Source organism: Rhizobium sp. Root1334, from assembly GCF_001426665.1.
Classification (GTDB): Bacteria; Pseudomonadota; Alphaproteobacteria; order Rhizobiales; family Rhizobiaceae; genus Pararhizobium.
In genome coordinates this window covers 1-24,717 of the sequence record NZ_LMEY01000023.1, presented here as the reverse complement: position 1 = coordinate 24,717, position 24,717 = coordinate 1, and the positions used below count along the sequence as shown (strand labels likewise).

General features: G+C 59.1%; 29 protein-coding genes and 4 pseudogenes. 12 read left to right on the top strand and 21 right to left on the bottom strand.

What is annotated here, in order from left to right; genetic code table 11:
• Window positions 1–26: 26 nt before the first annotated feature.
• A pseudogene (locus tag ASD36_RS18645) lies at window positions 27–1,045 on the top strand (substrate-binding domain-containing protein).
• Here ASD36_RS18645 and ASD36_RS18640 read toward each other — a convergent pair.
• The 4 genes from ASD36_RS18640 to ASD36_RS18625 all read right to left on the bottom strand — a co-directional run bounded on the left by ASD36_RS18640 (window position 1,042) and on the right by ASD36_RS18625 (window position 3,889).
• Window positions 1,042–2,094 carry a Gfo/Idh/MocA family oxidoreductase gene (locus ASD36_RS18640; RefSeq protein ID WP_112834494.1) on the bottom strand — a complete coding sequence of 351 codons (1,053 nt, stop codon included), beginning with the start codon at window positions 2,092–2,094 and terminating at the stop codon, window positions 1,042–1,044. The pseudogene ASD36_RS18645 and the gene ASD36_RS18640 sit on opposite strands and share 4 nt — an antisense overlap.
• Window positions 2,094–2,846 (bottom strand): ThuA domain-containing protein, encoded by a 753-nt coding sequence (locus ASD36_RS18635; protein WP_060641748.1) that lies wholly within the window; start codon window positions 2,844–2,846, stop codon window positions 2,094–2,096. The genes ASD36_RS18640 and ASD36_RS18635 overlap by 1 nt, the downstream gene beginning before the upstream one ends.
• Window positions 2,847–2,967: 121 nt before the next feature.
• Window positions 2,968–3,309, bottom strand: a complete 342-nt coding sequence (locus ASD36_RS18630; RefSeq protein WP_060505870.1) for an SMR family transporter — start codon at window positions 3,307–3,309, stop codon at window positions 2,968–2,970.
• A gap of 19 nt (window positions 3,310–3,328) precedes the next feature.
• Entirely contained in the window at window positions 3,329–3,889 is a 561-nt protein-coding gene (locus tag ASD36_RS18625; RefSeq protein ID WP_060505871.1) for a TetR/AcrR family transcriptional regulator, read from the bottom strand.
• 155 nt (window positions 3,890–4,044) lie between these two features.
• On the opposite strand from ASD36_RS18625, the gene ASD36_RS18620 reads away from it, so the two are divergent.
• Entirely contained in the window at window positions 4,045–4,440 is a 396-nt protein-coding gene (locus ASD36_RS18620) for a group II truncated hemoglobin (protein WP_060506075.1), read from the top strand.
• 2 nt (window positions 4,441–4,442) lie between these two features.
• Window positions 4,443–4,811 (top strand): DUF423 domain-containing protein, encoded by a 369-nt coding sequence (locus tag ASD36_RS18615; RefSeq protein ID WP_060505872.1) that lies wholly within the window; start codon window positions 4,443–4,445, stop codon window positions 4,809–4,811.
• Window positions 4,812–4,893: 82 nt separating this feature from the next.
• Here the strand turns inward: ASD36_RS18615 and ASD36_RS18610 are convergent, their stop codons facing one another.
• The 5 genes from ASD36_RS18610 to ASD36_RS18590 all read right to left on the bottom strand — a co-directional run bounded on the left by ASD36_RS18610 (window position 4,894) and on the right by ASD36_RS18590 (window position 7,530).
• The gene (locus ASD36_RS18610) at window positions 4,894–5,208 is read right to left on the bottom strand and encodes an antibiotic biosynthesis monooxygenase (RefSeq protein ID WP_060505873.1); all 315 of its coding nucleotides are present in this window, start codon (window positions 5,206–5,208) and stop codon (window positions 4,894–4,896) included.
• A gap of 10 nt (window positions 5,209–5,218) precedes the next feature.
• Window positions 5,219–5,488 (bottom strand): hypothetical protein, encoded by a 270-nt coding sequence (locus ASD36_RS18605; protein WP_060505874.1) that lies wholly within the window; start codon window positions 5,486–5,488, stop codon window positions 5,219–5,221.
• Window positions 5,489–5,548: 60 nt separating this feature from the next.
• On the bottom strand, window positions 5,549–5,968 hold the full coding sequence (locus ASD36_RS18600) for a DUF2325 domain-containing protein (RefSeq protein ID WP_060505875.1): 420 nt from the start codon (window positions 5,966–5,968) through the stop codon (window positions 5,549–5,551).
• A 184-nt stretch (window positions 5,969–6,152) separates the two neighbouring features.
• The gene (locus ASD36_RS18595) at window positions 6,153–7,067 is read right to left on the bottom strand and encodes an energy transducer TonB (protein ID WP_060505876.1); all 915 of its coding nucleotides are present in this window, start codon (window positions 7,065–7,067) and stop codon (window positions 6,153–6,155) included.
• A gap of 25 nt (window positions 7,068–7,092) precedes the next feature.
• Window positions 7,093–7,530, bottom strand: coding sequence for a hypothetical protein (locus tag ASD36_RS18590; protein WP_162246394.1), 438 nt, complete (start codon window positions 7,528–7,530; stop codon window positions 7,093–7,095).
• A 263-nt stretch (window positions 7,531–7,793) separates the two neighbouring features.
• On the opposite strand from ASD36_RS18590, the gene hemP reads away from it, so the two are divergent.
• The 7 genes from hemP (at window position 7,794) to ASD36_RS18555 (ending at window position 12,938) form a co-directional block, all read left to right on the top strand.
• The gene (gene hemP / locus ASD36_RS18585) at window positions 7,794–7,931 is read left to right on the top strand and encodes a hemin uptake protein HemP (RefSeq protein ID WP_244482329.1); all 138 of its coding nucleotides are present in this window, start codon (window positions 7,794–7,796) and stop codon (window positions 7,929–7,931) included.
• 9 nt (window positions 7,932–7,940) lie between these two features.
• On the top strand, window positions 7,941–8,999 hold the full coding sequence (locus tag ASD36_RS18580) for a hemin-degrading factor (protein ID WP_060505878.1): 1,059 nt from the start codon (window positions 7,941–7,943) through the stop codon (window positions 8,997–8,999).
• A gap of 10 nt (window positions 9,000–9,009) precedes the next feature.
• The gene (locus ASD36_RS18575; RefSeq protein ID WP_060505879.1) at window positions 9,010–9,960 is read left to right on the top strand and encodes a hemin ABC transporter substrate-binding protein; all 951 of its coding nucleotides are present in this window, start codon (window positions 9,010–9,012) and stop codon (window positions 9,958–9,960) included.
• Window positions 9,947–11,071 (top strand): iron ABC transporter permease, encoded by a 1,125-nt coding sequence (locus ASD36_RS18570; RefSeq protein ID WP_060505880.1) that lies wholly within the window; start codon window positions 9,947–9,949, stop codon window positions 11,069–11,071. The genes ASD36_RS18575 and ASD36_RS18570 overlap by 14 nt, the downstream gene beginning before the upstream one ends.
• A gap of 3 nt (window positions 11,072–11,074) precedes the next feature.
• On the top strand, window positions 11,075–11,860 hold the full coding sequence (locus tag ASD36_RS18565) for a heme ABC transporter ATP-binding protein (RefSeq protein WP_060505881.1): 786 nt from the start codon (window positions 11,075–11,077) through the stop codon (window positions 11,858–11,860).
• Window positions 11,861–12,003: 143 nt separating this feature from the next.
• Window positions 12,004–12,393, top strand: coding sequence for a DUF883 family protein (locus ASD36_RS18560; protein ID WP_060505882.1), 390 nt, complete (start codon window positions 12,004–12,006; stop codon window positions 12,391–12,393).
• A 113-nt stretch (window positions 12,394–12,506) separates the two neighbouring features.
• Entirely contained in the window at window positions 12,507–12,938 is a 432-nt protein-coding gene (locus ASD36_RS18555; RefSeq protein WP_060505883.1) for a hypothetical protein, read from the top strand.
• 19 nt (window positions 12,939–12,957) lie between these two features.
• Here the strand turns inward: ASD36_RS18555 and ASD36_RS18550 are convergent, their stop codons facing one another.
• The 3 genes from ASD36_RS18550 to ASD36_RS18540 all read right to left on the bottom strand — a co-directional run bounded on the left by ASD36_RS18550 (window position 12,958) and on the right by ASD36_RS18540 (window position 15,399).
• Complete coding sequence (locus ASD36_RS18550; RefSeq protein ID WP_060506077.1) at window positions 12,958–14,463, bottom strand: HWE histidine kinase domain-containing protein; 1,506 nt, start codon at window positions 14,461–14,463, stop codon at window positions 12,958–12,960.
• A 178-nt stretch (window positions 14,464–14,641) separates the two neighbouring features.
• A complete protein-coding gene (locus ASD36_RS18545; protein WP_060505884.1) occupies window positions 14,642–15,196 on the bottom strand; it encodes an RNA polymerase sigma factor in 555 nt (184 codons plus the stop codon).
• 8 nt (window positions 15,197–15,204) lie between these two features.
• On the bottom strand, window positions 15,205–15,399 hold the full coding sequence (locus ASD36_RS18540) for a NepR family anti-sigma factor (protein WP_060505885.1): 195 nt from the start codon (window positions 15,397–15,399) through the stop codon (window positions 15,205–15,207).
• 142 nt (window positions 15,400–15,541) lie between these two features.
• Between ASD36_RS18540 and ASD36_RS18535 the strand changes: the two genes are divergently transcribed.
• Entirely contained in the window at window positions 15,542–16,336 is a 795-nt protein-coding gene (locus ASD36_RS18535) for a response regulator (protein WP_060505886.1), read from the top strand.
• Between the two features lie 191 nt (window positions 16,337–16,527).
• Window positions 16,528–17,541, top strand: a complete 1,014-nt coding sequence (locus tag ASD36_RS18530) for a sensor histidine kinase (protein WP_244482316.1) — start codon at window positions 16,528–16,530, stop codon at window positions 17,539–17,541.
• 253 nt (window positions 17,542–17,794) lie between these two features.
• On the opposite strand, the gene ASD36_RS18525 is transcribed toward ASD36_RS18530, so the two are convergent.
• The 9 genes and pseudogenes from ASD36_RS18525 to ASD36_RS18495 all read right to left on the bottom strand — a co-directional run.
• Complete coding sequence (locus tag ASD36_RS18525; RefSeq protein WP_060511734.1) at window positions 17,795–19,375, bottom strand: FGGY-family carbohydrate kinase; 1,581 nt, start codon at window positions 19,373–19,375, stop codon at window positions 17,795–17,797.
• Window positions 19,375–20,070 (bottom strand): HAD family hydrolase, encoded by a 696-nt coding sequence (locus ASD36_RS18520; RefSeq protein ID WP_060505888.1) that lies wholly within the window; start codon window positions 20,068–20,070, stop codon window positions 19,375–19,377. Before ASD36_RS18520 ends, ASD36_RS18525 begins: the two co-directional genes overlap by 1 nt.
• An 81-nt stretch (window positions 20,071–20,151) precedes the next feature.
• Complete coding sequence (locus ASD36_RS18515) at window positions 20,152–21,636, bottom strand: mannitol dehydrogenase family protein (RefSeq protein ID WP_060506079.1); 1,485 nt, start codon at window positions 21,634–21,636, stop codon at window positions 20,152–20,154.
• A gap of 26 nt (window positions 21,637–21,662) precedes the next feature.
• Complete coding sequence (locus tag ASD36_RS18510; RefSeq protein WP_060505889.1) at window positions 21,663–22,436, bottom strand: L-iditol 2-dehydrogenase; 774 nt, start codon at window positions 22,434–22,436, stop codon at window positions 21,663–21,665.
• Window positions 22,433–23,031 (bottom strand): annotated as a pseudogene (locus tag ASD36_RS31520) (ABC transporter ATP-binding protein); the annotation flags it as partial. The gene ASD36_RS18510 and the pseudogene ASD36_RS31520, both read right to left, overlap by 4 nt.
• A 1-nt stretch (window position 23,032) precedes the next feature.
• The coding region (locus ASD36_RS31515) for an ABC transporter ATP-binding protein (protein ID WP_156393852.1) at window positions 23,033–23,386 on the bottom strand (354 nt) is incomplete at its 3' end.
• A gap of 102 nt (window positions 23,387–23,488) precedes the next feature.
• Window positions 23,489–23,789 (bottom strand): annotated as a pseudogene (locus ASD36_RS30710) (ABC transporter permease subunit); the annotation flags it as partial.
• A 1-nt stretch (window position 23,790) separates the two neighbouring features.
• Window positions 23,791–24,413: carbohydrate ABC transporter permease (locus ASD36_RS18500; RefSeq protein ID WP_156393903.1), on the bottom strand; the 623-nt coding region annotated here is incomplete at its 3' end.
• Between the two features lie 13 nt (window positions 24,414–24,426).
• A pseudogene (locus ASD36_RS18495) lies at window positions 24,427–24,717 on the bottom strand (sugar ABC transporter permease); the annotation flags it as partial.

The following is a 24,717-nucleotide window of genomic DNA, read 5'->3' as shown; positions in this document are numbered from 1 at the left end:
GGGCAGCAGACAACAGGGATATCCGCATGAACCTCAAGGAGTTCGCAAACCGGCTCGAACTGTCGCAGACGACGGTCAGCCGCGCCTTGAGCGGCTACCCGGAAGTCAAGCAGGCAACCCGCGAACGGGTGCTGAAGGCAGCCCTCGAATATGGCTACCGGCCGAATACAAGCGCGCTCGGACTTGCGACCGGCCGGGTCGGTGCCATCGGCATCGTGCTCAAGGGCGGCGGCGAATTCGGGCCACATACCAGCGAGTTCATGGGCGGGCTCGGCGGGCGGTTGCAGCAGGAGGAAATCGACATCCTCGTCTCGACGGTGGATTCGCCCGAGGCGGAACTGGCCACCTATCGCCGCCTTGCCGCCAGCAAGCGCGTCGATGCCATTATCCTGCATTCGCCGTTTCTCGACGACCCGCGCATTGCCCTGCTGAATTCGTTGCGTCTGCCGTTCATCGTACATGGACGAACCAATTCGGACGGCAATTTCGGCTGGCTGGACATCGACAATTTCGGCGCGGTGCGCCAGTCAACCAGCCATCTGCTCGATCTCGGCCATCGCCGCATCGCCCTGCTCAACGGTTATCGCGGCCGGATTTTTGCCGAACACCGGCAGGATGGCTATCAGACGGCGCTGAGCGCCCGTGGCGTCACGATCGATCCGGACCTCTGTGGACATGGCGAGTTCACCGACGAGATGGGCTTCCCCTGATGCAGGGCTTCCTGAAACTCAAGGACAGACCAACCGCCGTCGTCGCCGGATCGATGATGTCGGCGCTGGGCGCCATGCGGGCGATCCGCATTGCCGGCCTGACGGTCGGCGAGGACATCTCGCTGATCGCGCATGACGACGTCTTTCCCTATATCAGCCCGGACCACCTCGTGCCGACGCTGTCGACGACACGATCATCGATCCGCGCGGCGGGCGCGCGGATCGGCGAAATGGTGTTGGAAATGCTGCAGGGAACACCGGCCGAAAACCTGCGCGAGGTCTGGCCGGTGGAACTGGTGATCCGCAACTCGACGGCTGCGGTGAAGAGAACTTAAACCGCGAGTTCGCGGCGTTCCTTCTCGGTGACCATGGCTAGATCGAGAACCTTCTGCAGATCGGCGGCATGGCGGAAGCCCGGCTCGACGGTCTTTCCGGCGCGCACCGCATCGATGAAGCGCTGGTAATTGGTCAGCACGGTTCCGGCATCGATATCTTTCCAGATGCCCTTTTCGATGTCCTCACCCAGGCAGGCCTTGAGCGTCGAACCATCCGGCGTGTGGATCACCTCGATCGCCCCCTTGTCGCCGTGCATACGCAGGCGCAGTTCATTGAGATGGCCAACAGCCCAGCGGCTGGCGTGGATCACGCCCATGGCGCCGTTATCGAACTCTGCCGTCATGGTAAAACTGTCATTGGCGTCGAGATCGTATTCGCCGATCCGGTTGCCAGGCGCCTTGTCGAAGGTCTTCAACCGGGCGAAAATGTGCTCCACGTCGGTTGCCGCACCATAACCCGCGAAATCCAGGATATGAATGCCGACATCGCCGAGTACCCCGTTCGATCCGTGCTTGGTCGACAGCCGCCAGAGCCACTGCGATTCCGTTGCCCAATCGCCCCACGCCTTGGAAACCAGCCAGCTCTGCAGGTAGGACGCCTCGATATGGCGGACCTTGCCGATCTCGCCGGCGAGAACCATCTGACGGGCCTTCTGGACTTCGGCGACATTGCGGTAGGTGAGGTTGACCATCGTCACCAGACCGGATTTCTCCGCTGCCGACGCCATCTCGTCAGCCTTGGCATAATCCTCGGCCAATGGCTTTTCGCAGAGCACATGCTTGCCGGCAGCCAAAAGCTTGAGCGTCGTTGGATAATGGATCTTGTCTGGCGTCACATTGGTGACCGCATCGAATTCGCCCCAGGCAATCGCTTCATCGAGCGAGGTGAATGTCTTGGCGATCTTGTGACGCAAGGCAAATGCATCGACCCGAACCTGATCGACATCGACAGCCGCCACAAGTTCGACGCCATCAATGGTGGCGAAGTTCATCGCATGAGTATTGGCCATGCCGCCGGTACCGAGAACGAGAAGACGGATGGTTTTCATCACTTGTACCCCTCCTCGCCCGCCTGATGCAGGCGCGGGCCGCGTTCGACGATCGGCTCCAGCGCCTTTTCGACGGGAACGTTCGGCGCATCATGGATGGCGCTGTAAGTACCCTGCGGATTGTGGACGTTGGCGTCATGATAGGTCGGATAGGTCTCATGACCGGGGCGGAAATAGAAGATGTTGCCCGCACCACGGCGCCAGGTGAGACCGGAGCGGAACACTTCTCCACCGGCAAACCAGGAGATGAACACCGTTTCCAGCGGTTCCGGCACGGAGAACTGCTCGCCGTACATTTCTTCGTTCTCCAGAACGAAATTCTCGTCCAGGCCTTCGGCGATCGGATGGCGCGGGTTGATCACCCACAGGCGTTCCCGCTCACCCGCCTCACGCCATTTCAGCGCGCAAGGCGTGCCCATTAGCCGCTTGAACGGTTTTGAGAAATGGCCGGAATGCAAAACGATCAGGCCCATGCCTTCCCAGACCCGCTTGGCAACGCGCTCGACGACCTCGTCGGACACCGCGCCATGATCCTTATGTCCCCACCAGAGCAGAACATCGGTCTTTGCCAGACGCTCGACACTCAGGCCGTGTTCCGGCTCTTGCAATGTCGCCGTGGTGGCCTCGATCGACGGGTCCGTATTCAGCGCTGCGGCAATCGTGTTGTGCATGCCGTTCGGATAGATGCTCCTGACAACCTCGTTGGTCTGCTCATGGATGTTTTCGCCCCAGACAACTGCTTTGATGGTCATGACCAATCCTTCCTTCAGCACCGCGTTCATCAGCGCTCGATAAAATTGAAACCGCTTTCAATTTCCAGCGATAGAATCCGTCCAGCACTTTTGCAAGTGAAAATCTGGTGACGCGATGCGTTTAATGGAAAGTAGATTTGGAGAAGACGTTCAGCACGACAACACCGGCAATGATCAATCCGAGACCGAGAATGGCAGCCAGATCAAGCTTCTGCCCGAAGACGAAATAGCCGACGAGCGAGATCAACACGATGCCGAGACCACTCCAGATCGCGTAGGCGATGCCGACGGGAATGACACGCAGCGTATAGGACAGCAGATAGAAGGCGATCGCATAGCAGACCACCATGACCAGCGTCGGCACCAGTTTGCTAAAATGCTGAGCGGCCTGCATGGCTGAGGTACCGAGCACTTCGAAAACGATGGCGCCAACCAGGACGGCGTAAAGCATGACAGGATTCATTCGAGGCTCCGGTAGCCGGTTACTGCAAGGAAAGTGCGATGAGTTGCGCCCGCATCGCCTGGCGCAACGGCTGGTCGATATCGTGGCTCTTGAGAGTATCCGCCAGCCACAGGCCATCGGCGGCAAACCGCGCCAAAAGGCAACCCGGTGACGAATCGGTGCCGACGAATTCATCGGCATGATCAGCCACCCACAATCGCCAGCGCTCGCGCAGCTGCGGCTCCGACAAGAGCGCGATGGTCAGGACCTGCCAACCCTGCGCATCCGGATCCTCCCCCAATGCGAAAACGACGGACAGATAGGCGCGGGTGAAACGGCCGTGGGCGACCGGATCGTTGCGCATTTCTTCCTCGATCGCCCGCTCCATTTTGCCGGTGAGATCATCGAAGAGGCCGTTCAGAAGCGCCATCTTGTTGGGGAAATGATGCAGCAGCCCGCCCTTGCTCACGCCTGCGGCCTGCGAAACGGCGTCGAGTGTCACGCCTGCAGCCCCCTGCTCAAGTGACAAACGCGCGGCGACCTCCAGCAATTGCTGACGGACCAGTTCCGGTTGCTTGCGGCGATGATGAGCGATAGACATAAGTAAATAATCATACCGTCTGGACGGTTTGTCAAGCTCGATCGGGTTGCGCGCAAACGGCGCGGTTAATCGACGCAACCCCGCCTCCCTCATGAAAAATGGTTGGAACGGCGAAACGCGGCACGCTAGAACCACCAGCAATCAGGGACACGATGATGACGGACGGCCAGACCGAAACACTATACAACGCAATCGGCGGCGACAGAATTGTCCGCGCCCTCACCCACCGCTTCTACGAACTGATGGATACGCTGCCGGAAGCTGCCCGCTGCCGTGCGATCCACCCGGCCGACCTCTCCGGCAGCGAGGAGAAGTTCTACGAGTACCTGACCGGCTGGCTCGGTGGACCGCCGCTGTATACCGACAAACGCGGCCATCCACGCCTGAGAAGCCGCCATTTCGGTGCGGCGATCGGTGCCGAGGAACGCGATGAATGGTTACTCTGTTTTACCCGGGCTCTGGAAGAGACAGTGCAGCATCCGCAATTACGGACGATCATTCTGGAGCCGGTGACACGGCTCGCCCACCATATGCAGAACAAGGACGAATAGACATGCAGAACGGGCAATTGCGGCCGGTTACCCTTTTCATCGCTGGCTTGATGGGGCTGTTCGGCGTCATCAGCGCCGCTGCCGCATCCCATGGCGCCGATCCGCGCCTGCTGGGCGGCGCTTCTGCGATGTGTCTGGCACACGCCCCTGCCCTGATCGCGCTTTATGCCGCCTGGCCCGTCATGCGGACGGCCCCGATTGCAGCCTTGCTACTGTCAGCAGGGACGACCCTGTTCGCCGCCGACCTGACGGCACGCCATTTCCTGGGTCAAGGACTGTTCCCGATGTCGGCACCATCGGGCGGCGTGTTGATGATGCTCGGCTGGCTTTCCGTCGCCGCCGGCGCATTCTTCATGCGCAAGGAGAGCTGAGCTTCGCGTGCGTGCCAAAACGCTCTACCTCTGTTTTTGAGCCATTCCGGCAAACTCATCCCGCACTCTTGCTGGAACTGCTTTAAGCGCCCTCGACGGCCGAGAAACCTTCAAACTTCGGGGGGCCGAGATACATCGCCCGGTTATCGCCGGCACTTTTAAGGGCTGCCCGGAAATTCTCAGATTTGGTCCAGGCAATAAAGGCTTCACGGCTTTCCCAGATCGAACTGGAGATGAACAACGTATAGCCTTCATCAGCCACGGTATCACCACGCAACAGCTTGAACTCCTTGAAACCTGCATTGTCCGCAAGGCTGGAATCACGGTTCTTCCACACGTTTTCGAACGCCGTCTCGTGGCCGATCGCGATCCGGAAGCGGTTCATGGCGAAATACATGCGAGAATCCTCAAGCTCGATCCTTGGTCTGTACCGCAGCAGCAGCACCGGACGGAAACGGCAGGATATTATCTCTCGGCTCAGGCGCAAGCCCCAATGCGGAGCGCACCGGCGGGCGCGCCTGCCAGGCCGGAAATTCCGTGACGTTTGGATTGTCTTCAATCATGCGCGCACGGCGTGACAGAAGCTCGTACAGTTCCGGAACCAACCCGTCGCCGAATTGCGAGGCCAGTTTGTGCAGTCCGATCATCGTGAACTGATCGGGACGCTCGTTGTTCATGTCTAATCTCCAGAGAGTCGGGCGAGGAAAATGCGCCCGGATATCGACCTGAACCGCAAATCAACTGGCGTTGCTGCGGCTCGCCTTCAGGTCCAGGAAAGCGCGTTCCAGGCTCGACTTGCTGCCGTTGCGAAGCGGTACGAAGGCCTTGCCCCACTTCTTGCAGCCGGTCTTTACCCGCAGACACGCATCATGGCTGATACAGTCGATCGGGCAGAAGACGCAGTCGACGGACGGAAGGATATTGTCGATGCGGGACACCGCCTCGCGCAGGCCGCCATCATGATGGATCAGTTCTGCACCATGGGAACTGGCGATCTGGCGCAGATGCGCCACCTGGCAATCGCGGCCACCGACATAAAGAAAGCTGCGGCCTTCAAGCCGTGTTTCCTGCGTCTTGGCGGAAACCGGCGCGTTGCGCGCTCCTGCCTCCCGGCTCTGCTTCTGCTTCGGCTTGAGCTGCTGCCGCTTGTCACCCATGTCAGTCTCCGCGTGTTTCGGAATCGGCCGTCCGGCTGATCGTGCAGGAACCCTATTTAACTTGATAAAAAGAGTAAAGTATAAAGATGAGTTTTTTTGTCATATTATCCGCGGGCGTTTTGCCGCAGTATTCCAGATGTGGCGTAGGCCCGTGATGTTCCAGACAAAACGGGCTTACGTGGCACTAACGGCCGAACTGGAGCGGGATCACAAAAGGCCAGCTGCCGCGATTGGCGGCCTCGGGAATTTTAGGAAATGGTTCCGCCTTTTTCACCGCACTCACCGCAGCGTCATCAAGCACCGGTGATCCGGATCCCTTGACAATCCTGACGCTGGATACACCTCCGCTCGCAGATACCGTAAAGCTCACCGTCACCGTTCCGCCCAAACCTTCACGATTTGCCGATTTGGGATAACGAAAGTGCCGCTGTACTTTCGAGCGGACCTTGCCCTTGTAATTGCTCTCAGCCGCATTTCCGAATTCTTGGGCAGCCTTGCCCTTCTTGCCGGTACTGGCGGTGGCGGCAGCACCTTCGACCCCATCCGCCTGCCCCTTGGTCACCGTTTCGACCTGCTTGCCGGCATCGCCCGCCTTCTTGCGGACAGGCTTCTTCTTCGGTTTTTCCTCGTCCGGTTCCTTCTTCGGCTCCGGCTTCTTTTCAGGTTCAGGCTTTATTTCCGGCTTTTCCTCCGGAATGACGGTCTCCACCGGCGCAACGGTTGCCGTGATCTCCGGCTGCTCGGCAGTGGCCGGCACTATTTCCTCGGCCGGAAGAATGACGTCAGCTTCGGTGGGAACGATATCGGTCGGCGTCTCCGCAGTCACCTCGGATTGAACGGGCATTATCTCCGCCACTTCCATCGGCTCCGGCTCGACCGGCTCAGGTTCCACCTCTTCCGGTTCGATCGCTTCGCTGGGATCACCTGCCAGGACGGTCTCTTCGAACGCGTTGCCGAGGACGGCTATTTCCATGGCCTCCCCACCTGCGATCAGTGCCTGCTCTGGCGGTTTTTCGTTGGGCTCAAACAGCTGCGTCGCGCCGGCATGCGCCAATAGCGACAGCAAGATCGCTCCGGTCCATTTAATCGTATTGTTCATCACAGATACCGACGCAGAATCCGCATCAGCCCTTCAACTCAACAGCGGATTTCGACCCTGTCTTCAACGCCTTCATGCAGGCGTCCTTGGCAACACCGTCACCAGCGCAGACCGGGGCATCGTTGATCAGCAGGCTCTTCACAGCCTCGCATTTCGTTCCGGGCAGATCAAACTGCCTAACCTTCGTCTTGCCAGCGGGCAGATCGCGGAAGTCGAGGACGGCCATCCGCTCCACCAAGCCCTTTTCATCGAAGAGCACGAATTCGAAGGAGACTTTCGACAGCGCTTGCGGCAGCTCGTTCGCTGCCACGAATGTCAACTTGCAGCCTTTTTCGGATGGCGCAAGATCATTGATCTCGATCGACAGATTGCCGGACGTGCCCGCATCCTGCGCTAAAGCCGCCGCGGCAGAACACGAAGCCGCCAAAATAGCCAGAGAGAGCAGTCTAACAAATTTCATCATCGTTTATCCATCCTCACAGAGTGGCGTACCGCAACCGGCCATCAGCCCCTGTCAGCCCGATCCTCCGACCGCGCATTTCGGCCCGGCGATTAAACTGGACTAAAAAAATCCTGTATTGCGTCCATAATAAAAGGTGAGTAATGAAGTCAAGATACTAATCACAATGCCCCGGCTAAAGAAGAAGGAAAACCCTTGTTTTTCGGCCGCATGATCAGGACCGGAAACCTGTGACACCGAATGAATCAGATGCCGCGCCGGCCGTCGTGCCGGCAGGCCAGACGCAGCGCATCGTTGAAAGCCGGGAGCTTTTCCGGGGCGCAAACGAAATCCTCATTGCACATGAAGGCGCGATCTACCGCATGAAGATCACCCGCCAGGGCAAACTTATTCTGAACAAATAGGCCAGACACATGACCCAGACATCCCGCTCGACTCCATCCGAAATCCGCGCCTACCGGGCCGCCAATCCGAAGATGCGCGAGCGCGACATCGCGGCTCAGCTTGGCATTTCGGAAGCAGCCCTCGTCGCCGCGGAATGCGGCCTGACCAGCATTCGCATCGATGGCAGCGCCAATCGCTTTCTGGAACGGGCGGCGGAACTTGGTGAAGTGATGGCGCTTACCCGCAACGAAAGTGCGGTTCACGAAAAGATCGGCGTCTTTGAAAACATCACCCCCGGCAAACACGCCTCGATCGTACTTGGCGAAAATATCGACCTGCGCATTTTTCCGGGCGCCTGGGCCCATGGCTTTGCCGTGACCAAGACCGATGGTGACGACGTGCGCCGCAGCCTGCAGTTCTTCGACAAGCAGGGAACAGCCGTCCACAAGATACACCTGCGCCCGGCTTCCAATCTCGACGCCTATCACAGCATCGTCGAAGCATTCCGGCTTGAGGATCAGTCACAGAATTTTATCCCTGAGGCCAAGGTCGAGAGCATTGCCGAAAGCGAAACAACGCCAGTCGATGTGGCGGCGCTGCGTGACGAGTGGAGCAAGATGACCGATACGCATCAGTTTCATGGATTGCTGCGCAAGCTGAAAGTCGGCCGCCGCGAGGCGCTGCAATCGGTTGGCGAAGACTATGCCTGGAAGCTGCAGCCCGAAGCTGTCGAAGCGATGCTGCGCGAAGCGGCCAGGATCGAAGTTCCGATCATGTGTTTCGTCGGCAATCACGGCATCATCCAGATCCATTCGGGACCGGTCGCCAATATCCAGACGATGGGGCCGTGGCTCAACATCATGGATCCGACATTGCATCTGCACCTGCGCAGCGATCACCTGGCCGAAGTCTGGGCGGTTCGCAAGCCGACCGCCGACGGCCATGTAACCTCGCTCGAAGCACTCGATGCCAAGGGCGACATGGTCATCCAGTTCTTTGGCAAGCGTAAGGAAGGCTTTGCCGAACGCGAGGAATGGCGCGCCGTCATGGAAAATCTCGCACGGCTCGACATCACCGAAGCGGCCTGAAGGAACGGTCATGAAAGCTCTCTATGATTTCCGCCGGCTGCGTTCCTGGGAGCTGGCGCTGGCGATTTTCGCGGTCTCCACCCCCTTCGTACTGCCGGCAGTCCTGCCGGATGGTGCATCGTTCGTCCGTACCGCCGTCGCACAGGAAATGCAGAAGGCCGACACGTCCCGGCTCGTTTCCGTCGGGGGCGCCATCACCGAGATCATCTACGCGCTTGGTGAAGAAGGAAAGCTCGTCGGCCGCGACTCGACCAGTCTCTATCCGGAAGCGGCTACCAAGCTTCCCGATGTCGGCTACATGCGGCAACTATCCCCGGAAGGCGTGATCGCCATCAATCCGAGCGCCATCATCGCTGTCGAAGGCAGTGGCCCCGCCGAAACACTGGCTGTTCTGAAAGACGCCAATATTCCCTTCCAGACCGTTCCGGAAACCTATGACCGTGAAGGCATTCTCCTGAAAATCCGCGCTGTCGGCGACTTCCTCGGCGTGCCGGAGAAGGCAGCCGCCCTTTCCGGTCAGGTGAAGGTGGATCTCGACGCAGCCGTGACCGACGCCGCCAAGCGTCCGGAAGGCGAACGCAAGCGCGTGATCTTCATCCTCAGCACGCAGGGCGGCAAGATCATGGCATCCGGTACGGGAACGGCTGCCGATGGCATCATCGCTCTCTCCGGCGCCATCAACGCCACCGGCACATTCCAGGGCTACAAGCCGCTGACCGACGAAGCGATCATCGAAGCAAAGCCCGATGTTGTCTTGATGATGACCCGCAGCGGCGGCCATGCCGCCAGCGACGATGAATTGTTTGGCCATCCGGCCCTGAGCCTGACCCCTGCGGCAAAGACCAGGACGGTCATCCGTATGGACGGCCTGCATATGCTGGGCTTCGGTCCGCGCACCGCAAGCACGGTGCGCGAACTCAATGCAGCCATCTACGGAAAAAAGCCGAATGCCTCGCAGTGAAATGGTAATGGGTGACGGCCGGTCGCAGTCTTTTGCGGCACGCTTGAAATCCGATTGGCAACTGGGCGACCGTTCACGGCTCGCCCAGTTGCTCATCTTTGTGCTCATGGTGGTCGCTGCAGCGATGTTCGCAGCATCGATCATGACCGGGGCAGCCGATGCCTCACTCAGTAACGTCCTGCGTTGGCTCCTGGGTATGGAGGGCGCCGAGCAGGCTTTAAGCGTGCGCGATCGTATCATCATTCTCGATATTCGCCTGCCGCGCGCCGTACTCGGTCTGATGGTCGGCGCGTCGCTGGCCGTCTCTGGCGCCGTGATGCAGGGCCTCTTCCGCAATCCGCTGGCGGACCCGGGTCTGGTCGGCGTTTCTTCTGGTGCCAGCCTTGGTGCCGTGTTGCTGATCGTGCTTGGCAGTTCGTTTTTCGGCCCGCTGTTTGCAATCTTCGGCTTCTATGCACTGCCGGTTGCGGCCTTCGTCGGCGGTCTCATCACCACGTTGCTGCTCTACAAGATTGCTACCCGCAGCGGCCAGACATCGGTGGCAACCATGCTGCTCGCCGGTATCGCACTCGGCGCTCTGGCCGGTGCCGTCACCGGCGTTCTGATTTTCATGGCCGACGACAAGCAGTTGCGCGACCTGACATTTTGGGGTCTCGGTTCGTTGGCCGGCGCCAACTGGATGAAAATCCTGTCGGCCGGTCCGATCATTCTTGTATCGCTCGCAGTTGTTCCCTTTTTGGCGCGCGGCCTCAACGCCCTGACGCTTGGAGAAGCCGCGGCCTTCCACATGGGCATTCCGGTTCAGCGGCTGAAGAACATCGCCATCGTCAGCGTCGCGGCCTCCACCGGCGCTTCGGTTGCCGTCAGCGGCGGTATCGGCTTTGTCGGCATTGTCGTTCCGCACGTGCTGAGAATGGTGATCGGGCCTGACCACCGGTATCTTTTGCCCGCATCGGCGCTGCTCGGCGGCACATTGCTGATCTTTGCCGATATGATCGCCCGCACCATCGTTCCGCCGGCCGAATTGCCGATCGGCATCATCACCGCTTTTGCCGGCGCGCCGTTCTTCCTATGGATCCTGCTGCGCGGCCGCTCCCATATGGGGCTTTAGACCATGATCAAGGCCAGTAATCTCTCCGTCCGGCTTTCCGGCACGCAGGTGCTGCACGGCGTCAATATCGAGGCTACGGCCGGACAGTTGACGGCGATCGTCGGGCCGAACGGCTCCGGCAAGACCACCAGCCTCAAGGCCATTGCCGGTGAAATCCCCTATGACGGCACCGTCAGCATCAACGGTCATAACATCACGACGTTGAAGCCCTGGGAACTGGCATTGAAACGGGCCGTACTGCCGCAATCCACCGTCATTTCCTTTCCGTTCACCGTGCGAGAAATCGTCCGCATGGGCCTGTCGGTCGGAGCAAAAGCGGATGCCGCCGATACCGACCGGATTGCCCGCGATGCGCTTGAAGCCGTCGACCTGTCCGGTTTTGCCGGTCGCTTCTACCAAGAGCTTTCCGGCGGCGAGCAGCAGCGTGTTCAGCTGGCGCGGGCGCTCTGCCAGATCTGGGAACCGGTCCAGCATGGCGAACCCGCCTTCCTGTTGCTGGATGAGCCGGTATCGAACCTCGATATCCGCCATCAGTTGACCATCATGCGGCTGGCCAAGGATTTTTGCGAACGCGGCGGCGGCGTCATCGCCATCATGCACGACCTCAATCTGACGGCGATGTTTGCCGACAGGATGATCATGATGAAGGCCGGACGGGTCCATGCGACGGGGCATCCGAACGAGGTGATGACAGATGCGGTGATGGAAGCGGTGTTCGGTTGCGCAATGCGGGTCAACGCAACACCGCCGGGCAATGTCCCGTTCGTGCTGCCCCATACGGCAGCCTAGATCACTTCGAACTATGGAACCAAATTCCAACTTGCGCGTTGATGTGGCGAACCGCTGACACGGTGACGATGTCACTTGCCGGCACGACAGCACATCGGGATACGGCTTGAACCTCCGGTTCCGACGCACGAAGGAGTTTATTCATGGCCACAGGTCTCTTTTCCGGCGCAAGGAAGCGCAATGGCAGCCTTCTCGATGCCCCGATTGAAGATCAGATCAGCGAAATCCGTGACGAGATCGCTTCACTGGCCAAGCTTCTGTCCCAACGCGGCGCCGACGCTTCGAGAGATGTGCGTTCAAGGGCCTCTGAAGCATCCAAGGACGTTCGCGAGCGGGCTCATGATGCACGTGACCAAGCGGAAGCCGGGCTCCAGGATCTTTTGGAAAATGCCGAAGCGCTGTTTGCCGAATTGCGCAGCCGCTACTCGGTGACAGAGAAACAGGTTCGCCGGACCGTCCGCCAGCACCCTGTTGCAACTTTGGGCGCCGCTGCGGCCCTCGGCCTGCTGGTTGCTTCCATGATCCGCCGATAAACAAAGCGATTGAGACAGGCGGCAGTCCAAAAGGCCGCCTGCTTTCCTGTCAGAGGCTGGCGAAACAATACGGTTGTCATCCTGCCTTTGTGAACTCCCTCCTGGAGAAAAAAATGGGTCCTCTGGCCGCAATGCTTTCGGCGCTTGTCGTGACGGATGTGAGCGCTACCGTCTCGCGCTACAGGCGCAATGGCGCGATGTGGGCTGTGGCGTCGCTGTTCTTCCTCACTGCCTACATCTTCGCACTCGTCGCAGGCGCGATTTATTTGAGTGCACTCTACACGCCCTTGAAAGCCACCATCATCCTGGCAGCGATCTCCATCGTTATCGGCCTCATCATTATCGGCCTCATCTATGCGCTCAATGCACGCGATAAGCGCGTCGCCGCCGAAAAGCGCCGCCGATCGCAGGCGCAAACCACTTTTGCGATTGCCACAGCGTTGACACTGTTCCGCAAGCAGCCGCTTCTGGCCGCAGGTCTTGCGGTCGGCGTGGGTACAGTCCTTGGACTGATGCGAAAGTCTGGCGACAGTGACCAGTCTTGAGAAAGAGCAAAAGATTTTTTCAGAGCGGCAGGCGGACAATCGCGGTCAAGCCTGCCGGTAGATACTCGACCTTCACCGAACTGCCCATCACCTTGTCCAGGCTGCGTTCGATCAGGATAGAGCCAAAACCGCGCCGTTTCGGCTCCTCGACTGGCGGCCCATCGACCTCCGTCCAGGTCATATGCAGGACACGGCGGCCCTCTTCATCGACACTACGGGCGGTTAAAACCACCCGGCCGCCATAAACCGACAGCGATCCGTATTTCGCCGCATTGGTTGCCAGTTCGTGCAGGACGAGCCCCAGTCCAACAGCCTGATCCGGTCCAAGCAGGATCTCGTCCTTGTGGACCTCGATCTGTTTCGCATAATCCCGGACATGCGGCGCCAGTTGTTTGGCCAACAAAGCCGACAGGCGGATTTCACCCCATTCATGGTCCGAAAGCAGCCCATGCGCTTCGGAAATTGCCTGCAGCCGCCCGGCAAAGGCGATCATGAATTCTTGCGGGTCACTTGTCTGCCGCAGCGTCTGGCGCGCCAGGGATTGCAGCATGGCCAACGTATTCTTGACGCGGTGATTGAGTTCGCGCAGCAAAAGCCGGGTCCGCTGGGTCGCTCCCTGTTCCTCAGTCACATCGACATTGATTCCGAGAAAAACAGTCGCCTTGCCCTCGGCATCGCGCTCGTGAACACGGCCGCGGCCAAGCAGCCAGCGTCCCGTCGATGCAACCCGGAAGGTGCCGTCATATTCCTGGTCGTGCGTCATGGCGGACCGGAACTTCGACAGGGTCGCCACGCGGTCCTCGGGGTGAATGGCACTAAAAATATCGCGGGCCTGGACATTTTTGGCGGATGGCATGCCGAACATCCGCAGCATTGGCCCGTTGCAGGAAACATTGCCCGAGCGGATATCCCACAGCCAGCTGCCGACATTTGCCGCATCCAGCGCCATTGCATGCCGCTGCTCCTCGCGGGACAGCACGGCTTCCTTCAAGGCGCGCTGCCGAGCTTCGTGCTTCAGGGTGAAGAGAGAAGACGCGATGCGGGACAGCCGTTGCAACTGAACAACAAGATGGGGTGCGAGATCGGCGCGTGGCTTGACATCGAATACACAGATCGTGCCGACCGATTGGTCGTTGATGACCAGCGGAACCCCTGCGTAAAACCGCAGGAAGGGTTCACCGGTAACGCGCGGCTGATTAGAGAAGCGAACGTCTGCAGTTGCATCTGCAACCACCAATGCGCCATCCACTGCCCCGGCGACCGTGTGCACACAGAAGGAATCAGCCGCAGGTGCCTGCGTCTCGCTCACGCCACTGGCTGCCTTGAACCACTGGTTTTCAGCATCGACAAGGGTCACCAATGCGACGGGTGCATCGAAGAGATTGGCAGCGATTTCCGCAAGGTCGCTGAAATCAGCATCCGATTCAGCCATATCTGGTACGACCGCGCGCAGAACATCAAGCCTTTCGGCTGATGTCAGAGCAGCTGCCACAGCCGGCTGCAGATGGCTCGTCTCTTTGTTCATGAATTCCATATCCAGCTCAGGCAGCACCACAATCCTGTACCGCCCTAGCGCTGCAACGCGCCCGCCACAGTTTCTGCACGATTGCTGCCCGCGACGCAATCATGCCGTATGACACTGTGCATCGCCCGCCCCGCCAAACTTTGGAGGTAAGGTTTTTTTCAGGCGGACGATGCAGAAATCAGGAGATGAAAGCGCGCGACGTCATGGGCGCTGATGTAGCATCCGGACCGTATTCGTTTACACCGGTCACGTTGAGGATATCCTGCAATCGCTGACGCGCACGATTGACGCGGCTCTTGATCGTGCCGAGCGCACAACCACAAATTTCCGCCGCCTCCTCATAGGAAAAGCCGGAGGCACCGACGAGGATGATAGCCTCGCGTTGATCCGGCGGCAGCGTTTCCAGCGCCCGCTTGAAATCCTGCAGATCAAGCGAGCCGTACTGCGCGGGATGCTGGGCAAGCGACTCGGTAAAGTAACCGTCGCTGTCCTGAACCTCCCGGCCGCGTTTGCGCATCTGACTATAGAGTTCGTTGCGAAGGATGGTGAACAGCCATGCCTTCATGTTGGTTCCCATCTCGAAATGGTCCTGCTTGGCCCACGCCTTCATGATGGTATCCTGAACCAAATCGTCGGCACGATCATGCCTGCCGATCAGCGACATGGCAAAAGCACGCAGACTCGGAAGGGCCGCGAGCATTTCACGCTTGAAACTGGGCTCCTCAGACTTCATGCCGCCACTCATTCTGCCACATCCGGCATCGACTGGCGCTCGACGGCGTCGAGCTTCTCAAGCAGGTCAAGAAAGCGGTCCGGAATGGCTTCTTCCTGTACAGAAAGATAAAGCGCACGAAGCTTTGTTGCAATCTGTGCGTTTGGATTGTCGGTGCGCGCAGGCCTGGTAGTCTCGCGCCCTGCCCCAAGTTTGTCGGTCATCAATGCCAAATACCTTCAATATTCATCTGGCAGCATAATGCGCGGCGAAAAAAAATGTTCCGCCGATAAGGAACCTTTTTTTCCGCCTGGCGTTTTCGAGCTGTCATGGCCATTACCTCGGCCAGATTGAGGGAGTTTTTACATGTCACTTTCCACCCGGATCGCTCCGTTCCTGCCCTATCTGCGCCGGTATTCCCGCGCATTGACGGGATCGCAGACATCGGGCGACGCCTATGTCGCAGCCGTTCTGGAAGCGTTGATCACCGATGTCAGCATTTTTCCCGAAGCCAGCAATGACAGGGTTGCCCTGTTTCAACTTTATACCAAGTTGTTCGGCTCGTCCTCGGTCCTCATCCCGGAACCGGTTTCACCCTTTGCCTGGGAAAAGCGTGCTTCGATCAATCTCGCTTCGGTCTCGCCGCTCGCGCGCCAGGCCTTTCTCCTCGTTTCGGTTGAAGGGTTCCGCACCAGCGAGGCCGCCGAAGTTCTCGATACTACCGAAAGTGGGATGAACCAGTTGCTTGAGCGCGCGTCCGAAGAGATTTCGCGGCAGGTGGCAACCGACATCATGATCATCGAGGACGAGCCGCTGATTGCGATCGATATCGAGCAGATGGTCGAAAGCCTTGGGCATACCGTTACCGGCATCGCCCGCACGCGTGACGAGGCAGTTGCACTGTTCAATGCGACGCGGCCAAGCATGGTGCTTGCCGATATCCAGCTCGCCGATGGCAGCTCCGGTATCGATGCGGTCAATGACATCCTGAAGAACACCGCCATTCCGGTGATTTTCATCACTGCATTTCCCGAACGACTGTTGACCGGCGAACGTCCTGAGCCAACCTTCCTGGTCACAAAGCCGTTTAACCCGGACATGGTCAAAGCGTTGATCAGCCAGGCATTGTTCTTCAATGAATCCACCAAGGCTGCGGCCTGAGCCTGGTTCCGCCTGAAAAAGCACGGTTAACAGTCTCGCTGAAAAGGTTCACGGGGGGCAAATAGGCACCCCGTCTACATCTATTGGCATAGAGCCGGTTTCATTTCCGGTCAGAAAGCCGATCGAATCTGCCGCTTTCCCGAACCAGGGAAGTCCACACAGAGCCGATCAGAGAATGGAAGGCGCTTCGTGTGGTCACTGCAGGCAATCCCGCCCCGATCAAGACCGGCGCCAGCGTTAGCAAGGTCCTGATGGAGCTGGTTTTAAAAAAATCAGGCTCGGGTTATGTCTACCAGTCGGACAATTTCGATACTGTTCTTTCCGGAAACCTGCCTGAAGAATTGCAGCTGCTGGCAACCGCGCCCGACGCAGATGAAACCGTTTTTGGCGCAGACGACGGCGCCCGCCTGACCGCTCTGAAACGCGGCGTTGCCGGAACCAAAATCCCCGCATCGACCGAAATCGACGTCCCATCGCCCACTGGAATGCTGACCTACCGGCTCGATATCGAACGCGTCGAGACTTCAGACATGACTGGAATTCTCTCCGTGATCACCGACATCTCGGAAACTCGGCATCGCGAACGTATCCTGAAGACACTGCTGCGCGAACTCAGCCATCGCTCCAAGAACCTGCTCGCCATTATTCAAGGGATTGCCACGCAGACTGCACGCCAGGCCCTATCACTCGACTATTTCCTGACCAAGTTTCGCGGGCGTATCCAGTCACTATCCTATTCACAGGACCTCGTCACCGATTCCAGCTGGCGGGGGGCTTATCTGTTTGCGTTGACCGAGCGCCAGGTCAGCGCCTATTGGCCCGATTCCCAAGTGCCGATCGCGATCACCGGCATCAATGCCCATCTGTCGCCAAATGCGACGCTGCACATTGGCCTTGCGCTGCACGAACTGATCGTCAATTCGGCATCCTACGGTGCCATCTCTGCGGGCGTGAACTCCCTGACGATCGACTGTTTCGAGACCCTGTTTGATGATAATGCGGCCATCGAGATGGCCTGGGTCGAACATGTGCCGCTGTCAGTCGTCCAGCAGGAAGTAGAGGAACATACATTTGCGCGCACGGTGCTCGAGCGTGTCGTGCCGGTGGCGATCGGTGGCAAGGCGACGTACCTGACGGCACCCGATCGCATCGAATACCGCCTGATCATTCCATCCCGGGAATACGAAATTATCGCCGAAGCATGATACCGCAAGGCTGAGCGGCCCGCGGCAAATCCTGACCTCAGAAAACAGGTCAAAAAAACAGCCAGCGCCGGGGGATGGCACTGGCTGATATTGACAACTCACCGAGGGGGCGTGTGAGTTGATTGCTGGATATAATTATTGGGGTTCCCATTGGGGGCGATGTGAACCTCTATCCAGACATCATGGAAACGGACGCACAAAGAAAAGGTTCCGTCCAGTTGCGATTTTTTTTGAAGCCTGAAAACTCCGTTGCCTACAGCGTTTCCAGCTCGGCGCGGTGCCTGTAGAGGCTCAAGAACTTGCGGTAATCGCGATCGTAGGTTTCCCGCATATCCGCATTCGGGTGTTGCGCATGACCACCGGGAGACATGGCCGGTCCGGCAGCGCGCAGGTCCGGATAAACACCGCCAGCAACCGCCGCAACCATGGCCGTACCAAGCAGCACGGCATCATTGGTTTCCGGAACAACGACCGTGCAACCGGTCACATCGGAATAGAGTTCCATCAGCAGCACATTGCGGACGTGACCGCCGGTGATGTGCAGGGTATCGAGATCGTACCCCGCCTCCTTCATCATTTCGAGAATATGGCGAATGCCGAGCGCTATTGCGACGCAGGTCCGCCAATACAGGCGGCAGAGCGCATCGAACGAACTGTCGAGCGTCAAGCCGCTGATGACACCGAGCGCATGCGGATCGGCAAGCGGTGAGCGGTTACCGTGAAAATCCGGCAGAACGTGCAGGCGCGCTGCAAATTCGCTCCCGTAGGCTGCACGCAATTCCTGAATACGCAGCACGATCTGCGCATGAACCTCCGCGTCCGGCTCGCCACCGGCGCTATGGCTGCGCACCACGTGATCAAGCAGCGCGCCGGTTGCCGATTGCCCGCCCTCGATCAGCCAGCTGTCTGGAAACGCCGCCTCGTAATAAGGCCCCCACATGCCGAAACCCGGCTTCATGTCCTTGGAAAAGGCGACGATGCAGCTGGAGGTGCCGGCGATCAAAGCGAGTTGCCGTTCCAGCCTGTCCGGCTCGCCAGCAAATCCGCCAAGCACGCCGATCGCGCCGGCATAAGCGTCGATCAGCCCCGTCGCCACGGCGCAGCCCTCGTGCAGGCCCAGTTCCGCCGCAGCGGCCGCCGTCAAGTGTCCGACCGATTGCCCGACGGACAGCGTCTTTTCCGGCAAACCGCCTCGCTCGCGCAAATCCTCGAGCCCGATCTCCTGGAGAAACTCATCCTGCCAGCCGTGGTCCTTGTGCGAAAGATAATTCCACTTGGCCGTCAGCGTGCAACGCGACCGGGCGGCATTGCCGGTTGCCCGCCAGGACATGAAATCGGCGAGGTCGAAGAAATAGCCCGTCTTTTCCCATTGCTGCGGCAGGTTCTGCTTCAGCCACATCAGCTTCGGCATTTCCATTTCCGGAGACATGACGCGGCCGGAATGGTTCAACACCGGATGTTCGGTGGCCGTGCAGAAATCAGCCTGCTTGAGCGCCCGATGATCGAGCCAGACTATCGTGTCCCAACGGGGCTCGCCCTTGCGATTGACCGACAACGGAGCACCATCCTTGTCCCGGACGACCAGCGAGCATGTCGCATCGAAACCGATTGCGGCGATCGATTCGGCGGTCACCCCGGACTTTGCACGAGCCGTCTTCACGGCGATGCAGACGGCAGCCCAGATATTTTCTGAATCATGCTCGGCGTGATTTTCTTCCGGCCGGTTCATGGCGATCGGATAATCCGCGCGGGCCAATTGCTTGCCATGCCGATCGAAAATGCCAGCGCGAGCGCTGCCGGTTCCGACATCGACAGCAACGATCAAATCCGCCATCAAAGCCCTGCGTTCCCATCCCTTTGTTCTTTACGGACAAAATGGATCAATTCCCGCATGTCGTCAAACAGCACGTCGGGCGAAAGCCGCCGCAATGTTTCCAGATGCCGCTCGGACTTTGCATGAGAAGCGCCGGCGAAGGCAAAAACCCGCATGCCTGCAGCCTTGGCCGCCTCGATCCCGGCTGGGCTGTCTTCAACGACGATACAGTTTTCTGGCGGGGTCGCCATCTCTGCTGCGGCGTGCAGAAAAAGATCCGGCGCCGGCTTACCGTGCTTGACCATGCTGGAACTGAACAGATGGGGCTCGAGCTTGCCGATCAGCCCGGTGATGGTAAGCGAGAGCCGGATACGTTCCATTTGGCTCGACGAGGCTACACAGCGCGGCAAATCAAGCTGATCAAGCGCCGTGGCGATCCCGGCAACCGGCTGCAGTTCCTGACGAAACCGCTGGTAGAGATCAAGCCGCATCTGCTCCAGAAAATGATCATCGACTGCAAGACCGTAATCCTCATGCAGAATATCCGACATGGTCTTCAGGCTTTTACCAAGAAAGCGCTCGGTTGCCTCTTCGGCGTCCATATCGACGCCGGCATTGCGAAGGACACGAACCAGCACGTCAAGCGACAAGGGCTCGCTATCGACCAGAACCCCATCGCAATCGAAAATCACCAGTTTTGCCGGATGCGTAATCATGTCCGTCAAACCACAGCTTGCCCGCCAGAGTGGCCGCAGGATGCGGCCACGACGTTACCCGGGGGCTGAAGCGTCATGAGGTCATTCTCCAAGTTTTCCGTCGAGATAGAGCTGCAGCGTTGCCCGCGTGCCCTTGTCCCAGAGCGTCCGCAACGCATGCGCGAACCGCTTCTGGAACAGCGTTGATTGCGCAACATCGCCGAAGATGTCCGAAAGCGCAAGAAAGGCCTGTGGATCGTCCTTGGCTTTTACCGCCGCCGCATGCAGCCGGTCGGCACTGGCATCGTTGAACGTGATCGGCTTGCCGCTATCGGTGGTGCCTGCAAAGTACCGGCACCAGAGCGCCGAGACCAAGGCAAGGCCGACGACATCCTCGCCGCGCCGCAGCCGGTCTGCCGTCGTCGGCAGGATGAATTTCGGCTGACGGTTGGAACCGTCCTGCGCCAGACGCGGGATCGTGTCGGCAATTTTCGGATTGAACAGCCGCGACTCGACCTTCTTGAAATAGGCAGTGAGATCGGTGTTCGGCACAGGCGGAATGACCGGGATGATCTCGTCTTCTTCCAGCTTGGCGAGGAATGCACAAACCGTCCTGTCTTCCATCGCTTCATGGACGAAGTGGATGTCGAGCAGCGCTGCCGGATAGGCGATTGCCGCATGGCCGCCGTTGAGGATACGAATCTTCATATGCTCGTAGGGCGCAACATCCAGCACAAACTGGACGCCGACCTTTTCAAGCGCCGGACGTCCGGCCGGAAAATGATCCTCCAGTACCCATTGCTTGAACTCTTCGCAAAATACCGGCCAGTTGTCGTCGATACCGTAGACGTCAGCGACGATACCGACTTCACGCGGACCAGTCGCCGGTGTGATACGATCCACCATGCCGTTCGGGAAGGCAACATTGACCTCAATCCACTCGGCGAGCGCCGGATCGGACAGACGTGCAAGACCTGACACCGCTGCATGCGTCACTTCACCATTGCCCGGAATATTATCGCAGGACATCACCGTGAACGGCACGATGCCCTTGTCCTTGCGGGCCTTCAACCCGGCAATGATCAGACCGAAGACGGTCTTCGGATCGCCAAGGTTCTGGCTGTCGGCGACGATAGCCGGATGGCTTGGGTTGAAGACGCCGGATGCCGGGTCGATGAAATAGCCGCCTTCGGTGATCGTCAGCGACACGATGCGGATCGCCGGGTCCGATAGAGCAGCAATGGTCGCTGCCGCGTTGCCCGGCCGCAGATAATCGATCATTGGCGCGGTGACGCGGGCCGAACTCTTGTCATTGTCCTGCTCGACCACCGTCGTCAGAAAGTCCTGCGCTTCGAGCTTTGCCCGCATCGCCTCGTCGGACGGCAAGACCCCTGCCCCGACAATCGCCCAGTCATGATCGCTGCCGGTGTTGAACAAGTCGTCGAGATAGATTGCCTGATGAGCGCGATGGAAATTGCCGACACCAAAGTGGACGATGCCAGCCTTCAACGAGGATCGGTCATAGGCCGGGGTCGCGGCTGTCGCCTTGATGGCATTCAGGTTGGCGAGCGAGAGTTTCGTCGTCATGTTCATTCCTTTCGACGAGCTTTAGCTCAGCTCATCCAGTTGCCGCCGTCGACATTGTAGGTTTGCGAAACGACATAGTTGCTGTCTGCAGAGGCGAGAAAGACCGCCATCCCCGTCAGGTCTTCAGCCGTGCCCATGCGTCCGAAAGGAACCTCGGCGCCGACAAGCCTCTTCTTCTCGCCCAATGGGCGGTTTTCATATTTGGCGAACATCGCATCGACGCCATCCCAATGTTCACCATCGACGACACCGGGCGCGATCGCATTGACGTTGATGCCATGCTTGATCAGATCGAGCCCTGCGGATTGGGTGAGGCTGATGACGGCGGCCTTGGTGGCGCAATAAACGGCCACAAGAGCTTCACCCCGGCGCCCCGCCTGGCTGGCCATGTTGATGATCTTGCCGCCGCGTCCCTGCGCAACCATCTGTTTTGCAGCGGCCTGCATGGTGAACAGCGTGCCGGAGACATTGATCGTAAACAGCCTGTCGTAACTGTCCCGCGTAATCTCGACGATCGGTGCGAGATCGAACAGGGCCGCGTTGTTGACCAGAATGTCGATACCACCGGCCTTTGCGACCACTGCCGCAATCGCTGCATCGATTGACGCCTGGCTGGTCACGTCCATCTCAACCGCATAGGCCGAAGGTCCAAGCTCGCCGGCCGTCACTTTGGCCCGTTCAAGATTGATATCGGCAATCGCAACGGTAGCCCCCTCGCGGATATAAGCCTCCGCGAACGCGCGTCCGATACCACGCGCCGATCCCGTGATCAGCGCGTTTTTTCCCAAAAGCCGTGTCATCGAATTGCCAGTCCCTTGTCGTTGAATTTGTGCACCCGGCCGTCTTCTGGCGTGAGGAAGACCTTGTCGCCGTGTTTGACGGCGAAGTCGCCGCCGACGCGGGCCGTGACGAGGCCGATGCCATCGACGTGGATGTGCAGGAACGTATCGGATCCGAGATGTTCGGCGACACCGACGGTGCCGCGCCATGTTCCGGTCTCGGTCGAGAGCTTGAGATGTTCCGGACGAACGCCGATCGTATGGGCGTCGTGCGGCTTGGCGAACTCGCCCGTGGCAAAGTTCATGCGTGGCGAACCGATGAAGCCGGCAACGAAGATGTTGTCGGGCCGGTGATAGAGGTCAAGCGGCGAACCGACCTGCTCGATATTGCCGGCGCTCAACACGACGATCTTGTCGGCCATGGTCATGGCTTCGACCTGATCATGGGTGACGTAGATCATCGTCGTCTTCAACTGATGATGAAGCTCGCTGATCTCCAGCCGCATCGTGCCACGCAGGGCGGCATCGAGATTGGACAGCGGTTCGTCGAACAGGAAGGCCGAGGGCTCGCGCACGATGGCCCGGCCGATGGCGACGCGCTGGCGCTGGCCGCCGGNGGCCGCCTCCGTCACCTTCTTGTCGATCGCCCCTTGATCCATCTTCGCCATCTTCAAGGGAAAGGCGATATTGTTGCGCACCGTCATGTGCGGATAGAGTGCGTAGGACTGGAACACCATGGCAAGCCCCCGCTTGGCCGGTGCGGCCCCCGTCACATCACGCCCATCGATCTCGATCGTTCCGGACGTGGTATCTTCAAGGCCAGCGATCAGCCGCAGCAGCGTTGATTTCCCGCAGCCCGAGGGACCGACGAAGACGACGAACTCGCCCTCGTTGATCGTCAGGTCGATGCCTGGAATGACCTGCGTCGCGCCAAAGCTCTTGTTGACCTTTTTCAGAGTGATATTGCCCATGCGTGCCTCCCAAGTCTTTTCTGTGCGTTACTTCACAAAGCTCTTGTTGACCTTTTTCAGAGTGATATTGCCCATGCGTGCCTCCCAAGTCTTTTCTGTGCGTTACTTCACGGCGCCAAAAGTCAGGCCGCGGACAAGTTGCTTCTGGCTGAACCAGCCCATGATTAGGATCGGTGCGATCGCCAGCGTCGAGGCCGCCGACAGCTTTGCCCAGAACAGGCCCTGTGGTGAGGAGAACGAGGCGATGAAGGCGGTCAATGGGGCTGCATTGGTGGTGGTCAACCGGATCGTCCAGAACGCTTCRTTCCAGGCGAGGATGATGTTGAGCAGCATGGTCGAGGCAATGCCCGGCACCGCCATCGGCGTCAGCACGTACCAGATCTCGCCCCACAGCGACGCCCCGNTTCCAGGCGAGGATGATGTTGAGCAGCATGGTCGAGGCAATGCCCGGCACCGCCATCGGCGTCAGCACGTACCAGATCTCGCCCCACAGCGACGCCCCGTCCATCCGCGAGGCTTCGAGGATTTCGCCCGGAATTTCGCGAAAGTATGTGTAGAGCATCCAGACGACGATCGGCAGGTTGATCATTGTCAGCATGATCGTCAGACCGAAGCGGCTGTCGAGCAGGCCAAAGTCGCGGAACAGAAGGTAGATCGGCACCATCACGGCTGCGGCCGGCATCATCTTGGTGGACAGCATCCACATCAGRATRTCCTTGGTCCGATTGGTCGGCGAAAACGCCATCGACCAGGCGGCCGGCACAGAGATCAACAGCGCGATCAGCGTCGAGCCCACCGAGATGATCACCGAGTTCAGGAAGAACTTGAAGTAGTTGCTCTGCGCCTGAACGGCCTGATAGCTTTCCACCGTGCCCGAAGGAATGAGGTTAAAGCCTTGAATCGCCTCCGTTTCGGATTTGAACGAGGTGATGATCGTGTAAAGGATCGGGAAGAAGATCACCAGCGCGATGATCCAGGCGGCGATGGTGAAGACGACGGTTCTTCTGGTCGAAACGGCACGGGCCATGGTCTTGCCTCCCTTACTTGTCGAGGTTCTTGCCAACGGCGCGCATCAGGAAGAAKGCGACGATATTGGCGAGGATGACGGCGATGATGCCGCCTGCCGAAGCGCCGCCGACATCGTAGCCAAGAAGGGCCGTGCGGTAGATCAGGAACGGCAGGTTGGTCGATGCGTAGCCCGGGCCGCCATTAGTGGTGACGAGGATTTCGGCATAGACGCCCAGAAGGAAGATCGTCTGGATCAGGATGACAACCGTGATCGAGCGGGCGAGATGCGGCACCGTCAGGTAGATGAAGCGGTTGACGAAACC

What these genes read in the sequence shown, in the direction of transcription:
- ASD36_RS18640 (WP_112834494.1), bottom strand. Translation starts at nt 2,094, where the DNA reads ATGAAAACCATCCGTCTTCTCGTTCTCGGTACCGGCGGCATGGCCAAT.
- ASD36_RS18635 (WP_060641748.1), bottom strand. Translation starts at nt 2,846, where the DNA reads ATGACCATCAAAGCAGTTGTCTGGGGCGAAAACATCCATGAGCAGACC.
- ASD36_RS18630 (WP_060505870.1), bottom strand. Translation starts at nt 3,309, where the DNA reads ATGAATCCTGTCATGCTTTACGCCGTCCTGGTTGGCGCCATCGTTTTC.
- ASD36_RS18625 (WP_060505871.1), bottom strand. Translation starts at nt 3,889, where the DNA reads ATGTCTATCGCTCATCATCGCCGCAAGCAACCGGAACTGGTCCGTCAG.
- ASD36_RS18620 (WP_060506075.1), top strand. Translation starts at nt 4,045, where the DNA reads ATGACGGACGGCCAGACCGAAACACTATACAACGCAATCGGCGGCGAC.
- ASD36_RS18615 (WP_060505872.1), top strand. Translation starts at nt 4,443, where the DNA reads ATGCAGAACGGGCAATTGCGGCCGGTTACCCTTTTCATCGCTGGCTTG.
- ASD36_RS18610 (WP_060505873.1), bottom strand. Translation starts at nt 5,208, where the DNA reads ATGTATTTCGCCATGAACCGCTTCCGGATCGCGATCGGCCACGAGACG.
- ASD36_RS18605 (WP_060505874.1), bottom strand. Translation starts at nt 5,488, where the DNA reads ATGAACAACGAGCGTCCCGATCAGTTCACGATGATCGGACTGCACAAA.
- ASD36_RS18600 (WP_060505875.1), bottom strand. Translation starts at nt 5,968, where the DNA reads ATGGGTGACAAGCGGCAGCAGCTCAAGCCGAAGCAGAAGCAGAGCCGG.
- ASD36_RS18595 (WP_060505876.1), bottom strand. Translation starts at nt 7,067, where the DNA reads ATGAACAATACGATTAAATGGACCGGAGCGATCTTGCTGTCGCTATTG.
- ASD36_RS18590 (WP_162246394.1), bottom strand. Translation starts at nt 7,530, where the DNA reads ATGATGAAATTTGTTAGACTGCTCTCTCTGGCTATTTTGGCGGCTTCG.
- ASD36_RS18580 (WP_060505878.1), top strand. Translation starts at nt 7,941, where the DNA reads ATGACCCAGACATCCCGCTCGACTCCATCCGAAATCCGCGCCTACCGG.
- ASD36_RS18575 (WP_060505879.1), top strand. Translation starts at nt 9,010, where the DNA reads ATGAAAGCTCTCTATGATTTCCGCCGGCTGCGTTCCTGGGAGCTGGCG.
- ASD36_RS18570 (WP_060505880.1), top strand. Translation starts at nt 9,947, where the DNA reads ATGCCTCGCAGTGAAATGGTAATGGGTGACGGCCGGTCGCAGTCTTTT.
- ASD36_RS18565 (WP_060505881.1), top strand. Translation starts at nt 11,075, where the DNA reads ATGATCAAGGCCAGTAATCTCTCCGTCCGGCTTTCCGGCACGCAGGTG.
- ASD36_RS18560 (WP_060505882.1), top strand. Translation starts at nt 12,004, where the DNA reads ATGGCCACAGGTCTCTTTTCCGGCGCAAGGAAGCGCAATGGCAGCCTT.
- ASD36_RS18555 (WP_060505883.1), top strand. Translation starts at nt 12,507, where the DNA reads ATGGGTCCTCTGGCCGCAATGCTTTCGGCGCTTGTCGTGACGGATGTG.
- ASD36_RS18550 (WP_060506077.1), bottom strand. Translation starts at nt 14,463, where the DNA reads ATGAACAAAGAGACGAGCCATCTGCAGCCGGCTGTGGCAGCTGCTCTG.
- ASD36_RS18545 (WP_060505884.1), bottom strand. Translation starts at nt 15,196, where the DNA reads ATGAAGTCTGAGGAGCCCAGTTTCAAGCGTGAAATGCTCGCGGCCCTT.
- ASD36_RS18540 (WP_060505885.1), bottom strand. Translation starts at nt 15,399, where the DNA reads ATGACCGACAAACTTGGGGCAGGGCGCGAGACTACCAGGCCTGCGCGC.
- ASD36_RS18535 (WP_060505886.1), top strand. Translation starts at nt 15,542, where the DNA reads ATGTCACTTTCCACCCGGATCGCTCCGTTCCTGCCCTATCTGCGCCGG.
- ASD36_RS18525 (WP_060511734.1), bottom strand. Translation starts at nt 19,375, where the DNA reads ATGGCGGATTTGATCGTTGCTGTCGATGTCGGAACCGGCAGCGCTCGC.
- ASD36_RS18520 (WP_060505888.1), bottom strand. Translation starts at nt 20,070, where the DNA reads ATGATTACGCATCCGGCAAAACTGGTGATTTTCGATTGCGATGGGGTT.
- ASD36_RS18515 (WP_060506079.1), bottom strand. Translation starts at nt 21,636, where the DNA reads ATGACGACGAAACTCTCGCTCGCCAACCTGAATGCCATCAAGGCGACA.
- ASD36_RS18510 (WP_060505889.1), bottom strand. Translation starts at nt 22,436, where the DNA reads ATGACACGGCTTTTGGGAAAAAACGCGCTGATCACGGGATCGGCGCGT.